General features: G+C 58.8%; 9 protein-coding genes, 1 rRNA gene and 2 pseudogenes. 6 read left to right on the forward strand and 6 right to left on the reverse strand.

Annotated features, from left to right (window positions below; genetic code table 11):
* Nucleotides 1-98 precede the first annotated feature (98 nt).
* A pseudogene (locus CKW23_RS27165) lies at nucleotides 99-689 on the forward strand (MCP four helix bundle domain-containing protein); the annotation flags it as partial.
* A gap of 378 nt (nucleotides 690-1,067) precedes the next feature.
* Nucleotides 1,068-1,772: a methyl-accepting chemotaxis protein gene (locus tag CKW23_RS27170; protein ID WP_371856553.1), complete on the forward strand. Its 705-nt coding sequence runs from the start codon at nucleotides 1,068-1,070 to the stop codon at nucleotides 1,770-1,772.
* A 54-nt stretch (nucleotides 1,773-1,826) separates the two neighbouring features.
* Here the strand turns inward: CKW23_RS27170 and can are convergent, their stop codons facing one another.
* The 3 genes from can to CKW23_RS05695 form a co-directional block, all read right to left on the reverse strand.
* Nucleotides 1,827-2,462, reverse strand: a complete 636-nt coding sequence (gene can / locus CKW23_RS05685) for a carbonate dehydratase (RefSeq protein WP_038399747.1) — start codon at nucleotides 2,460-2,462, stop codon at nucleotides 1,827-1,829.
* A 100-nt stretch (nucleotides 2,463-2,562) separates the two neighbouring features.
* Nucleotides 2,563-3,015 (reverse strand): ribosomal protein S18-alanine N-acetyltransferase, encoded by a 453-nt coding sequence (gene rimI, locus CKW23_RS05690; protein WP_025258550.1) that lies wholly within the window; start codon nucleotides 3,013-3,015, stop codon nucleotides 2,563-2,565.
* Nucleotides 3,008-3,814, reverse strand: a complete 807-nt coding sequence (locus CKW23_RS05695) for an energy transducer TonB (protein ID WP_095067200.1) — start codon at nucleotides 3,812-3,814, stop codon at nucleotides 3,008-3,010. The genes rimI and CKW23_RS05695 overlap by 8 nt, the downstream gene beginning before the upstream one ends.
* Before the next feature lie 144 nt (nucleotides 3,815-3,958).
* Between CKW23_RS05695 and mksB the strand changes: the two genes are divergently transcribed.
* The 3 genes from mksB to mksF are packed head-to-tail and all read left to right on the forward strand — an operon-like array spanning nucleotide 3,959 to nucleotide 8,752.
* Nucleotides 3,959-5,239, forward strand: coding sequence for an Mks condensin complex protein MksB (gene mksB, locus CKW23_RS05700; protein ID WP_095067201.1), 1,281 nt, complete (start codon nucleotides 3,959-3,961; stop codon nucleotides 5,237-5,239).
* Nucleotides 5,229-5,933 (forward strand): Mks condensin complex protein MksE, encoded by a 705-nt coding sequence (gene mksE, locus CKW23_RS05705; RefSeq protein ID WP_025258547.1) that lies wholly within the window; start codon nucleotides 5,229-5,231, stop codon nucleotides 5,931-5,933. Before mksB ends, mksE begins: the two co-directional genes overlap by 11 nt.
* Nucleotides 5,930-8,752, forward strand: coding sequence for an Mks condensin complex protein MksF (gene mksF, locus CKW23_RS05710; protein ID WP_025258546.1), 2,823 nt, complete (start codon nucleotides 5,930-5,932; stop codon nucleotides 8,750-8,752). The genes mksE and mksF overlap by 4 nt, the downstream gene beginning before the upstream one ends.
* Nucleotides 8,753-8,779: 27 nt before the next feature.
* Here mksF and CKW23_RS05715 read toward each other — a convergent pair whose 3' ends face one another.
* The gene (locus CKW23_RS05715) at nucleotides 8,780-10,111 is read right to left on the reverse strand and encodes a dicarboxylate/amino acid:cation symporter (RefSeq protein ID WP_025258545.1); all 1,332 of its coding nucleotides are present in this window, start codon (nucleotides 10,109-10,111) and stop codon (nucleotides 8,780-8,782) included.
* A 92-nt stretch (nucleotides 10,112-10,203) separates the two neighbouring features.
* The gene (locus CKW23_RS05720; RefSeq protein ID WP_025258544.1) at nucleotides 10,204-11,259 is read right to left on the reverse strand and encodes a tartrate dehydrogenase; all 1,056 of its coding nucleotides are present in this window, start codon (nucleotides 11,257-11,259) and stop codon (nucleotides 10,204-10,206) included.
* Nucleotides 11,260-11,393: 134 nt separating this feature from the next.
* On the opposite strand from CKW23_RS05720, the pseudogene CKW23_RS05725 reads away from it, so the two are divergent.
* Nucleotides 11,394-12,302: pseudogene (locus CKW23_RS05725) on the forward strand (LysR family transcriptional regulator).
* A 49-nt stretch (nucleotides 12,303-12,351) separates the two neighbouring features.
* On the opposite strand, the gene rrf reads toward CKW23_RS05725, so the two are convergent.
* Nucleotides 12,352-12,467 (reverse strand): 5S ribosomal RNA (rrf, locus tag CKW23_RS05730).
* Nucleotides 12,468-12,669: the final 202 nt, after the last annotated feature.

The raw sequence follows: 12,669 nt of genomic DNA on the forward strand, positions 1-12,669 counted from the left end.
GACGTCAAAACTGCTCAGCGCCCATGGATGTCATAAAGACATCACACAACTGCCTTATAAACGGCTCTCCGAAATGCCGCCTATAGGGGTTGTTTGCTGTGAAAAAATTCCTGCCTCGTTTTTTGCGCCAGCAATCCAGAACGACGGTATTGCGACGCTTCAAGATCACTTCGCGCCTGGTACTGTGCTTTGGTATCACCTCGTTGCTGATGGTTGCGCTGGGAGCTTTCTGTCTGTTTCAGATGCAGGACATTCGCAATCAGGGAGAAGCGGTGGAAAGTGGTGCATTGCCCAGTATTGCAATGGCCGATGCGATTGCGATCAACCTGGTGAAGTTGCGCAGCGAAACCACGCGCCTGATTGCCAATGCCGATGATCCCGGTTCGGTGATCAACAGCAAGATCAACGTCGAACAACTCAAGAATGAGGTCGAGAAAGGCTTCACGGACTATCTGGCCCGTGTGCCCGCAGGCACCGAGCATGATTCGATCATCGCCTTGCAGGAAGCCTATAACGCATTCATGCCCGGCCTTCAGGACGAGATAGGCCTGATCGAACAACGCAAGCTGGACGAAGCGCGGATGCTTTCCAACACCATGCTGTCCTTGCAGGGCGACCTGATGGACATGCAGGTGCAACTGCTGCGCGAACTCAACAAACAAAGTGCAGCCGCTGCCGTCGAGGCCGCCAGCGCCAGCTACAACCAGACGCGCATTATCGCCCTGAGCGCCATCGGGCTGGCCCTGGCGCTGACCCTGCTGCTGGCGTGGCGCCTGAGCGTGAGCATCATCCATCCCGTGCGCTATGCCCTGCACATTGCCAATACCATCGCCGATGGCGACCTGACCGAACAGACCATTCCTCAAGGCAAGGACGAGCCCGCGCAACTGCTCATGATGCTCGGGCGCATGCGCAGCAACCTGCATGGCACCATCGACCAGATTTACGCAGCCGCGACCCAGTTATCCCAGTCGGTACAGGAAATGGGCACCATCGCAGAGGCCAGCGCGCTCAACCTGCAGATGCAAAACAATGAAATCGAACAGGCCGCCGTCGCCGTCAACCAGATGAGCCAGGCAGCGGTGGAAGTGGCGGGCAATGCCAGCAATACCGTGACCGAATCGGAAGCCTCTAACCAGGCAGCGGCACAAGGTCGGGATCGCTTGTCAGCCACCATCAGTTCGATCAAGGAACTGACCAGCAATGTGCTGGACTCATCCCATCAGGCAGAAGGACTGGCCGAGCGGACCCAGAACATCAGCAGCATTCTCGATGTGATTCGGGCTATCGCCAACCAGACCAACCTGCTGGCGCTCAACGCGGCCATCGAGGCGGCAAGGGCCGGCGAAGCGGGTCGCGGATTTGCGGTCGTCGCCGATGAAGTGCGCTCTCTGGCGCAACGCACCAGCGCCTCGACAACGGAAATCGAAGGGTTGATCAACGGTGTTCAGCAAAGCACTCAGGAAACGGCAAACGCCCTGCGCCATACCGCTACCCAGGCCAACCAGACGCTGGAACAGGCAGCGGCAACGGGTGAAGCCCTGACGGTGATCATCAGCTCGACCACGACCATCAACGACCGCAACCTGATGATCGCCAGCGCCGCCGAACAACAGGCCCAGGTGGCCGGTGAAGTGGACCGTAACCTGAGCAGCATTCGCGACCTGTCCAGCCAGACCGCTTCCGGCGCACAACAGACCACCGTGGCCAGCAACGCATTGTCGATGCTGGCCACGGATCTGAACATGATGGTGCAGAGGTTTGTGCTTTAAGAGCAGCCCACCGTGGGAGCGAATTCATTCGCGAATGAATTCGCTCCCACGGGGTTACAGAGGACGCAGGCGGTATTGCGGCGGCAGTTGCTCAGGGCCGCTGATGGTCGTGTCCAGGCTTTTCCAGCGGCCATCCTTGATGCCGTAGATGCAGCCATGCACCGACAGGCTCTGGCCACGATGCCAGGCGTTCTGCACGATGCTGGTATGACCGACGTTGGCCACCTGCTGAATCACGTTGAGTTCGCACAGGCGATCAACCTGCTCTTCCTCGGTCGGCAGTTTCGCCAACTCTTCACGCTTTTCGTAATACAGGTCGCGAATCGTACGCAGCCAGCCATCGATCAGGCCGAACTGACGGTCCTGCATGGAAGCGCGCACACCACCGCAACCATAGTGCCCGGTCACGAGGATGTGTTTGACCTTCAGTACATCAACCGCGTACTGAATGACTGACAGGCAGTTCAGGTCGGTGTGCAGCACAACGTTGGCCACGTTGCGGTGTACGAACAGATCGCCAGGCAACATGCCTACGATCTCGTTGGCGGGAACGCGTGCATCCGAGCAGCCGATCCAGAGATATTCAGGGGTTTGCTGGCGAGCCAGCTTGGCGAAGAACTCAGGGTCCTCCTGTTTGATCGCATCGGCCCAACGCTCGTTGTTATCAATCAGGTCTTGTAGATCGTTCATGCTATGACGCCTCGATAATGATGCCCAGATTTGACTCGCGCTCCACACGCCAAGTCACGCCAAGGTGCCACTACTTGCGAGCTATTTGCGCCGGTGGCAATTACTCAAGCAGCGTACAGGCCATCACGACTGCATCCTCGCGTCCTCCGACAGCCGGGTAGTAATCCCGACGCCGACCGATCTCGTTGAAACCATAGTTTTCATACAAACGATAGGCGGCTCGATTACTGTCGCGCAGTTCCAGGAAGCACTCACGTCCGTTGAGTTCGTAGGCACGTTTCATCAGATGATCAAGCAAACGCAACCCCAGACCGCGGCCCTGGCTCTCAGGCTTGACGGTAATGTTGAGCAAGTGCGCTTCATCGATGATGACCTGAATGACGCCATGCCCTACTTGTTGCGCGCCCTCGAACATCAGCCAGATGTCATAGGATTTCAGGCCTTCGAGAAAGATGCCTCGCGTCCAGGGATGACTGAAGGCGGCATACTCGATCTTCAATACCGCATCCAGATCTGCTTCGGTCATCGGGCGAAAGGTTATTGCGTCACTCATCTATGGATTTCCAGCGCGCCATCAGCCGACGCATGGCTTGCCAGACGTCCGCCTTGCGATGCGGCTCGTCCATCAGTAATTCAAGCCCTGGCAGCGCCCACGCGGCTCCAAGACCTTCGACTTGCAGTTCACGGTTGAACGCTTCGGCTTCGGCCTCACCGGCAAAGCGCACGGCAGGCAGTCCGATCAGCCACAGGCAGGCACAGGGTTCGTCTTCAAGGCGGGCAGCAACAAAGCCCTGCACGAAATCACGCGCTGCATCAGGCCCCTGATCCATGTTGCCGCGAACCAGAAGCGGCCAGCGCACAGGCTCGCCGATAATCTGCGGGCTATCGGGCAAACCGGCAGCGCGCAGCATGTCCTTGAGCAACAGGTAAGCAGGGTCGCGACTCTGGAATGGCTGCCCGGTAGGCAGCTCAACCAGCAGCAGGCAACGCCCGGCACGCAGCAGTTGCAAGGAGAAACGCGGTGGCGGTACGACAACGGCCTTGACCGTCGGTGTGGCCTCGGTCTCTTCTGCCGCAGCCACTGGAGCGCTTTTACTGGCGGAGGATGGACGAGGCACTTCGATCTTCGGCCGCTCGGCCTGACGCGCAACCGGCGCGGCGCCTGGGGCCACTGGAGATTGGGCGGCAACCGGCGTTTCAGGCACGACAGGCGCAATGCTTTCGACCTCCACCGGCAACGGCGCAAGCAGCTCCGGACGGGACGGTGCAGCGAAAGGCAGTTCAGTGCGCGGCAGCCAGTTGACCACCTGCATGGCCGTCAAATAGGCGCGGCGACGGGACTCGTTCAACAAAGGTCGGCCACCTGTGGATAAGTTAAGCGCGCAATTCTAGCGCTCTTCGCAGATTCGCGCCGCAGTTGATCGCCGGGAGGTGAAATCTTCAGTGGCTGATGCAGTACAATCGCTCCTTTTCACTTGCCAACAGTCGGCCTACCAATGATCGAACCCAAGCGCGTCCTGCGCGCCCTTGCCGAGCACTGGGCGCTACTCGAGCCTTTATGCGAACACTTCGACCAGGGCACGCTGAGCCTGAGCGAACTGCGTCTGCAACTGGCCGCTCAGCAGCTGGACAGCACACCGCAAGACATCACCAACCTGCTGGATGTGTGGATTCGTCTGGATATTCTGGTGCCTGTCGCCAAAAGCCCGAACCGTTTCGAGCTCAATGCGCAGATCCATGACTTCCTGTCCTATCTGCGCCGCGAGCACCGTCTGGGGTTATGCCTGGAAATCGAAGCCTATCTGCGCCATCTGGAGCGACTGGCCGGTTACATTCAGGATGCCTTCGACATTCGCGACGCCAGCGATCTGGCCCGCCAGTTGCGCCTGCTGGACATGCGCGTGCGCGATGTCCTGAAAAAACTCGCCAACGACGAACAGGCACTGGTGGCCGTTGCCGATCGCGCCAAGACCAGCGACCGTCAGATCCCACTGCGCCAGCGCTACGCCGAGGTGCTCGCGACCTGGGACGAATACGTCGAACCGATGATCCAGTTGGTCAACGCCGACGGTGCATTCGAGCAAGGCGTGCGCAAGGTCGAGAATGTTCTGTTGCGCCTGCTGACCGAACAGCAGCGTCTGGGCCATCTGGTGGACGACGACATGTTACTGCGCACCCATGCGCGCATCCTGGAAATGCAGACCAGCGCCCAACTCACCCTGCGTCATGCACGGGAGTTGCTGCTGCCGCTGCGCGAGGAAGCCCGTCGTCACAACGCCGTGACCCGTGGTGCCGCGCTGGCCTTGTCGGCCATACGCCGCAAAGGGCTGGATGCCGTGCCGCAGGCGGCGATGCCGATGTTCACGCGTCCGCAGAGCACGTTTTTGGGCAGCGCCAGCCAGGTCGAGGCTTATGTCTATGCATTGGCACGCTTTGAACCCAAACCCGCAAAATTCCCCAAGGCCAGCGGCACTGCCCGCAAGGGCGCACTGCCTCAGGCACCGCGTACCGTCAAGGAAATGCTCGAGCGCTGCGAAGACGCTCTGCCCATGCCGGACCTGATGGTCTGGCTGCTGGAGCAGGAACCCAACGGCGCCACCGACGAGTTGCTGTACTGGTTCTCGCGCCTGTCCCGTGACAAGCGCTTCGCCCGCGAACGCCTGGAGCGTCGCGAGTATTTCACTCAGGAGCACCGCGTCAGCCTGCGCTCCTTCGCCCTGCTCTCGACCCGAGACGAGCAGCCAGAGAATTCCGAGAGCACCCTTCATGCATCTTGATCTTTCCGAAATGTCCCAGCTTGCGCCGATCTTTCGCGAGCTGTTCAAGGGCTATCACATCAGCCGCCGCGACCCGGAGCTGTATGCCCAACTCTCCAATGCCCAGGACCAGTACCGCACGCTGTTCAAGGCGCTGGGTTTCGAGCTGGTCTGCGATACCCGCGGTTTCTACTACTTCGTCCCGGAGCTGGCCGCCGCACAGGTCAACAAGACTGCGCAGCGTCTGGCGCTGTTCACCTTCATCCTCGTCGAGCATCTGGCCGACCAGGGTCGCGATCCGATGGCCGTGCTCGACGGCGGCACCCTGGGCCGCGATGAGCTGCCTTCGATGCTGGATAAATACCGCGACCTGTTCTTGCAGGCTGAAGTCCAGACTCAGGAAGAACTCGAAGAGAAGATCATGCGCCGCATGACTCAACTGGGTTTTGCCAGTGAAGAAGTGGGTATCTATCGCTTCCTGCCGCCGATGCATCGCTTCCTTGATGTGTGCCTGTCGGTGCAGCAGGACCGTGATCTGGCCGCCAGCCTGCACAGCGACCTGCCTCTGCCGACACCGATCCTGATCGATGACGACAGCGACGAGAAACTGCTACAAACCGACGATCCGCTGGATCTGGCCGAGTTCGCCGAAGAAACCGAAGAGCAGGCCCTGGCACGCGCAATTGCTGAAGAACAACAGGAGATGGACGCATGAGCCAGGAACGTTATGGCATCCGCCGTTTTGCCCTGTTGAACACCGCTGGCTACAGCCTTGGCCTGTTCCCGCTGGAAAACCCGTTGTCGGTCTACGGCGCGAACAACCTGGGCAAGAGTGCTTCGATCAACGCCCTGCAGTTCCCGATTCTGGCGCGCATGTCGGACATGAGCTTCGGCAAGTACAGCCTGGAGCAATCGCGCCGTTTCTACTTCGCCTCGGACACCAGTTACATTCTGGTGGAAGTTTCCCTGCCCCACGGCCCGCACGTGATCGGCGTCGTCGGTCGCGGCCCGGGTGGCGGCTTCGGGCACCAGTTCTTCGCCTATGCCGGTGAGCTGGACCTGAGCCATTACCAGAAGAACGACACCTGCCTTCGACAGAAAGAGCTGTTCAGCAATCTGGAAAGCAAGGGCCTGAAAGCTTACGAACTGAAGCCGGACGAACTGCGTCGCCTGCTGGTGGGCGGCCACACGTCGATCCCGCTGGACCTGACGCTGATTCCACTGCGCTCTACCAGCGAACAGAGCCTCAAGACCTTCCGCGCCCTGTTCATCAACCTGCTGCACATGCGCGAAATCACTGCGGCCAAGCTCAAGCAGCTGTTCCTGGATGCTTTCGAGCACAGCCTGCGTTCCGGCAGCGTCGATTACATCGCCGCCTGCGAAGAAGCGTTCCGCGACGTGCGGCGCATGGAACAGGACTACAACTCGCTGGTACTCGCCGGCCCGCTGGTCGAAGCCCTGGCCGCTGGCGTCAAGCAACGCGACATCCTGCGCGGCAAGCTGCATCGCCTGTCGCCATTGCTGGACTCGTTGCTCGGCACCTGGTCGGACTACTCCAGCGCCCGCAAGGAAGAGCTGGTCATCCAGGCCGAGCATTACCGTGCCCAGCAGGACGAGATGCAGAATGATCAGCGCAACAGCACTCAGGAACTGATGCGACTGGAGCGTGAGATCAGCAGCATTCAGCGCTGGATCGGCGAGCTGTCGGTCCTCAAGAACCGCTTCGCGCTGGTCGATGACGTCAAGGTGCTGGAGCAGCAACTGCTGGCCGCCAAGGATGCTCACGACGAACTGGCCGGTGCGCTGGCCCAGTCCCGTCAGTTCAGCGCCGAGGACCTGGAAGAGCGTCTGCGGGATCTGGAAAAACGCCTGAAGTCGGTCAAGCAACAACTCGATCACGCCGACAACAACAGCTATGCACGTCTACGCGAAGAGTTCTCGCAACCGGACGTCGAGCGCCTGATGCGCCTGTTCAACAGCGCGCTGTTCAGCCTGCCGCTGGGTGAGCAAGGCATTGCGCTGGACGACGGCGACGCGTGGGTCAAGTCTCTGGAAACCATCCTCGATGGCTTCAAGGGCGACCAGTTCCAGGTGCCGGGTTTGTCCATCAACCTGTCGAATATCGAGCCGCCCGCCTTGCAGGCACTGGCGGATCGCGCCGCATTGCGCGATCAGAAAGAACGTCTGGAGAAAGAGCTCAAGCAACTGAAAACCCAGCAGGCCGTCGCTGCCGACCGTGCCGCCAGCAAGACCCAGACCGAAGCCTTGTATCAACAGGTTCTGGACGCTCAAAAGGCGCTGGAAGACTTCCGTCGCTGCCAGACGTTGAGCGCGGAAGAAGCCGGCAAGCATGAAGAGCTGGCACAACTGGAAGCGGCGCAGGACGAACTCAAGCGCTCCAGCGATGCCTTTACCGAGCGCGTCCAGCAACTGTCCGCCAAGCTGCAACTGGTCGCTCGGCAGATCGGCGATATGGAAGCCAAGCAACGCACACTGGATGACGCGCTGCGCCGCCGTCAGTTGCTGCCTGCGGACATGCCATTCGGTACGCCGTTCATGGACCCGGTAGACGACTCCATGGACAACCTGCTGCCGCTGCTCAATGACTATCAGGACAGTTGGCAAAGCCTGCTGCGCAGCGATGGCCAGATCGAAGCGCTGTATGCGCAGGTCCGCCTCAAGGGTGTTGCCAAATTCGACAGCGAGGAAGACGTGGAGCGTCGTCTGCAACTGTTGATCAACGCCTACGCGCACCGCACCGACGAAGCCCTGACCCTCGGCAAGGCCCGTCGTGCAGCGGTGACGGACATTGCCCGTACCTTGCGCAATATCCGCAGCGACTACGACAGCCTTGAACACCAGTTGGCGCTGTTCAACCGCGAGATCAACAAACGGCAGGTTTCCAACCTGGCCAGCTTCCGTATCGTCCTTGCGCCGAACAAGGAAGCCCTCAAGCATATCGACCAGATCATCCACAGCGCCGGTCAGTATGAAGAAGGTGAAACCCTGTCCGTCTTCGACCTGAGTCAAAGTGCCGAGCAGGACAACAAGAACGAAGAAGCCAAGGAGTATCTGGCCCGACTGGTCGCGGCCAATCACAACCAGCTTGGGTTGAAAGACTTGTTTGAGCTGGCGTTCGAGATCACCAAGGTTCATGGCCAGCCGGTTATCCACACCGACATCGACGGTGCCGCGTCCAACGGTACGACCATGACCATCAAGGCGCTGACCAACATGTACCTGTTGCTGCACTTGATGGACCGTGATCTGGCCGGTCGCGTGCGCTTGCCGTACTACCTGGATGAGGCGGCGGACATCGATGAAAAGAACCAGGCAGCGTTGCTGGAAACCAGCCTGCAACTGGGCTTTGTGCCGATTCTGGCGAGCGTGAAACCTCAAGTCTCGGCCCACGTAGCCATCGACCTTGAAGGCGGCAGCGGCCCGAACGGAATCTACATCGACGAGGCGGACTGGAAATACATCCGCCGTCGTGAAGAAGTGAAACAGGAAGAAGCTCCGGCGCTGGCTGAATAACAGCGCCGAAGTATGAAGGGTGCTCCTTTAAATCTGGGGAGCGCCTTTCAGACCTGGCAAGACAACATTTCCGGTTGTCGTTGCCGCTGCTTCAGGCTTGATCTCCTCCGGCTCACCATTGAGCGCCTTGTTCATCTTCACCGTATCCAGTGCTCCCACCCACTTGGCGATTGCCATGGTACCGACGCCATTGCCGATGGTATTGGTGATGGCCCGCGCTTCCGACATGAACCGATCCACTCCCAGCAGCAACACCATGCCGGCCACCGGAATGGTCCCCAGCGATGCCAGTGTCGCGGCCAGAATAATGAACCCGGAACCGGTCACACCGGCCGAGCCCTTGGACGTGAACATCAGCACGGCGAGCACGATCAACTGATCGGTCAAAGTCAGCGGTGTGTTGGTCGCCTGAGCAATGAAAATCGCCGCGATGGTGTAATAGATCGCCTGCCCATCGGGGTTGAAGGTCAGGCCCGACGGAATGATCATCCCGGCCACCGGCTTGGAAACACCGGCTTTCTCCATCTTGGAAATCATCTGCGGTAGCACCGACTCCGACGAACTGGTGCCCAGCACTGTGAACAACTCTTCCTTGATGAAACGCAGGAATTTCCACAGGCTGAAACCGCTGTAACGGCAGATCGGACCGAGCACAAAGATCACAAAAGCCGCGCACGTGAGGTAGACGCAGGCCATCAGCTTGCCCAGGGAAAACAGCGAGCCGAAACCATATTTGCCGATGGTGAAGGCGATCGCACCGAAAGCACCGATGGGAGCCAGGCGCATCACCATGCCGACGATCTTGAACATGCCTTGCATGAGGCTATCCAGCGTGTCGACGAATGCTTTGCCACGCGGGCCGACATTCGCCAGGGCAACGCCAAGCAGCACCGAGAACAGCAGGATTTGCAGCACATTGCCCTTGGCGAAGGCATCCACGATGGTGTCGGGGATGATGTTCATGACAAAGTCCATGAACGTCGCGTGTTTGGCTGCGGTGGTGTAAGTGGCGAGGCTGGAGGTGTCCAGCGTGGCCGGATCGATGTTCATGCCAGCTCCGGGCTTGAAGACATCGACGACGATCAGGCCCAGGACCAGAGCGAGGGTCGATACCACCTCGAAATAGATCAGGGCGCGGAAACCGACGCGCCCCAACTCTTTCATGTTTTCCATACGGGCAATGCCGGTCACGACGGTCAGGAAGATCACCGGCGCAAGCAGCATCTTGATCAGTTTGATGAAGGCATCGCCAAGGGGTTTGAGCGCTGTTCCGGTTTCAGGAACCAGCACACCGACGACGGCACCGAGGATGACGGCAAGAAGCACTTGTACATAAAGCTTGGAGAGAATTCTTTTCATGACGGGGCCCTGATTTTTTATTGTTGTCAGGAAATGCCAGGGGGCGCATCGATGATCGCCCTCCTGGCGTTATGCCGCAGTACTACTTTGAATCAACGATTGATCAGCTCGATCACCGCATCGGTGATTTGCCGGGTGGTGGCGTTGCCGCCGAGGTCAGGTGTGTGCAGGCCGCTTTCGGTCACGGCTTCGATGGCCGAGATCAACTGCTTGGCCGCAGCAGCTTCGCCCAAGTGTTCCAGCATCAGGGCAGCGGTCCAAAAGGTCGCGACCGGATTGGCAACGCCCTTGCCGGTGATGTCAAAGGCAGAACCGTGGATAGGCTCGAACATGGAAGGGAATTTGCGCGACGGATTCAGGTTGGCGGTCGGCGCAATGCCCAGACTGCCGGACAACGCTGCCGCCAGATCGGACAGGATATCGGCGTGCAGGTTGGTGGCGACAATCACGTCCAAGGTCGAAGGCTTGAGCACCATGCGCGTGGTCACGGCGTCGACCAGCTCCTTGTCGATCTTGACGTCCGGGAAATCCTTGGCAACTTCATAGAAAATCTCGTCCCACAACACCATGCCGTGACGCTGGGCGTTGGACTTGGTGACCATGGTCAGGTGCTTGCGTGGACGGCTTTGTGCCAGTTCAAAGGCGAAACGGTGGATACGCTCGACACCCGCGCGAGTGAATACCGACACCTCTGTAGCGACCTCTTCCGGCAGACCACGGTGAACACGGCCACCGTTACCGGAATATTCACCTTCGGAGTTTTCCCGCACCACGACCCAGTCGATCTGGTCGCCGTTATGCAACGGGCTTTTGACACCGGGGAGCACACGGGCAGGACGCACGTTGGCGTATTGGTCGAAACCCTGGCAGATCGGCAAACGCAGGCCCCAGAGGGAAATATGGTCAGGTACGTTCAGGGCACCGACTGCACCGAAGAAAATGGCGTCGAACGTTTTCAGTTCCTCAAGACCGCCTTCGGGAATGTAGTAACCGTTTTTCAGGTAGTTATCGGAGTTCCAGTCGAAGTGTTTGAAATTGATTTCAAACCCGGACTTTTTCGACAGTGCTTGCAGAACCTCGACACCTGCGGCAATCACTTCCACACCGATGCCATCACCTGGAACTGCAGCAATCTTGTATGCGCTCATGTTCAACTCCACTCTTGATTCGTTCTTGTTGTACTGCCGAACAGGCTGTTCAGCAGGGTGTGGGCGGAGTATATGTAGTGAGCACAAAGCTGTGAGTTACTCAAAATAACTACATCAATAACCTTGAGTTACGAATGAATCAGACTCTGGACCTGTCTTTTTTCTACTTGCTGGCCAATCAGGGCAGCCTCGCCGCCACGGCACGGGAGCTTGGAATCACACCTCCAGCCGTCAGTAAACGGCTGAGCGCACTGGAAGCCCGGTTTGGCGTGCGCCTGGTGAACCGCACAACCCGCTCGATGAGCCTGACTGCCGAGGGCGAGCTGTACTTCTCCCATGCGGCGCGCATCCTGACTCAGATCGATGAGGTCGAGCAGTTGGTGAGCAGCAGCCGGGCAACGCCCAAGGGGCTGATTCGTGTCAATGCATCGCTGGGCTTCGGGCGCCGCTATATCGGGCCGGCATTGGCAGCATTCTTTTCACGTTACCCGGAAGTGGAAATACAGCTGGAAATCACCGATCACCCGCTGGATCTGGCCACACACGGTTTTGACCTGGGCATCCGCTTCGGCACGCTGCCGGATGCCGCCTTTCATGCCCGCAAAATCGCATCCAACCGCCGCTTGTTATGCGCGTCCCCGCTGTATCTGGAAAAGCATGGGGTGCCGCAGCGCTTGTCAGATCTGCAGCAGCACAACTGCATTTTCCTCAGGCAGAACGAAACGCCCCATGGCGTGTGGAGTTTTACCAACGGCGGGAAAACCCAGAACATCAAAGTACGTGGAGCGTTGGGCTGTAATGACGGCGAGGTGGCGCTGAACTGAGCGCTGGAGGGTTATGGGATATTGCTCAGGGCCGAATGGGATATCGCCCGGTATGTGCGCAGCGGCCGGTTGCGTCTGGTGCTGGAGGACCAGACTCCGACTAGAGCGGATGTGTATGCGGTCTATCCACAGCAGTTACATCTGTCGGCCCGGGTTCGCAGCTTGATTGATTTCCTGGTCGAGCGATTCAGGCATATCGACAATCTGGATGAGGCCTGAAAAGACAAAACCCCCACCTGCATATGCAGATGGGGGTTCTGAATTTGAATCTTGACGATGACCTACTCTCACATGGGGAAACCCCACACTACCATCGGCGATGCATCGTTTCACTGCTGAGTTCGGGATGGGATCAGGTGGTTCCAATGCTCTATGGTCGTCAAGAAATTCGGTAGCCGGTGCGTACTTGAGTACGTACCCGCGAATGGGTGTGTAATAGGTTTGTTTCGGTAATTTGTGTGTGTGTGGCGCAAACTTTCGGTTCGTCATCTTCACTACACCGCAATCCGCTCTTCGCAAATTGCTTGGGTGTTATATGGTCAAGCCTCACGGGCAATTAGTATGGGTTAGCTCAATGCCTCACAGC

The sequence above is a fragment of the Pseudomonas sp. Irchel 3A18 genome (assembly GCF_900187465.1).
In the GTDB taxonomy this organism is placed as follows: Bacteria; Pseudomonadota; Gammaproteobacteria; order Pseudomonadales; family Pseudomonadaceae; genus Aquipseudomonas; species Aquipseudomonas cichorii.

Coding starts and splice junctions, on each gene's coding strand:
- CKW23_RS27170 (WP_371856553.1), top strand. CDS start 1,068: ATGAGCCAGGCAGCGGTGGAAGTGGCGGGCAATGCCAGCAATACCGTG.
- can (WP_038399747.1), bottom strand. CDS start 2,462: ATGAACGATCTACAAGACCTGATTGATAACAACGAGCGTTGGGCCGAT.
- rimI (WP_025258550.1), bottom strand. CDS start 3,015: ATGAGTGACGCAATAACCTTTCGCCCGATGACCGAAGCAGATCTGGAT.
- mksB (WP_095067201.1), top strand. CDS start 3,959: ATGATCGAACCCAAGCGCGTCCTGCGCGCCCTTGCCGAGCACTGGGCG.
- mksE (WP_025258547.1), top strand. CDS start 5,229: ATGCATCTTGATCTTTCCGAAATGTCCCAGCTTGCGCCGATCTTTCGC.
- mksF (WP_025258546.1), top strand. CDS start 5,930: ATGAGCCAGGAACGTTATGGCATCCGCCGTTTTGCCCTGTTGAACACC.
- CKW23_RS05715 (WP_025258545.1), bottom strand. CDS start 10,111: ATGAAAAGAATTCTCTCCAAGCTTTATGTACAAGTGCTTCTTGCCGTC.
- CKW23_RS05720 (WP_025258544.1), bottom strand. CDS start 11,259: ATGAGCGCATACAAGATTGCTGCAGTTCCAGGTGATGGCATCGGTGTG.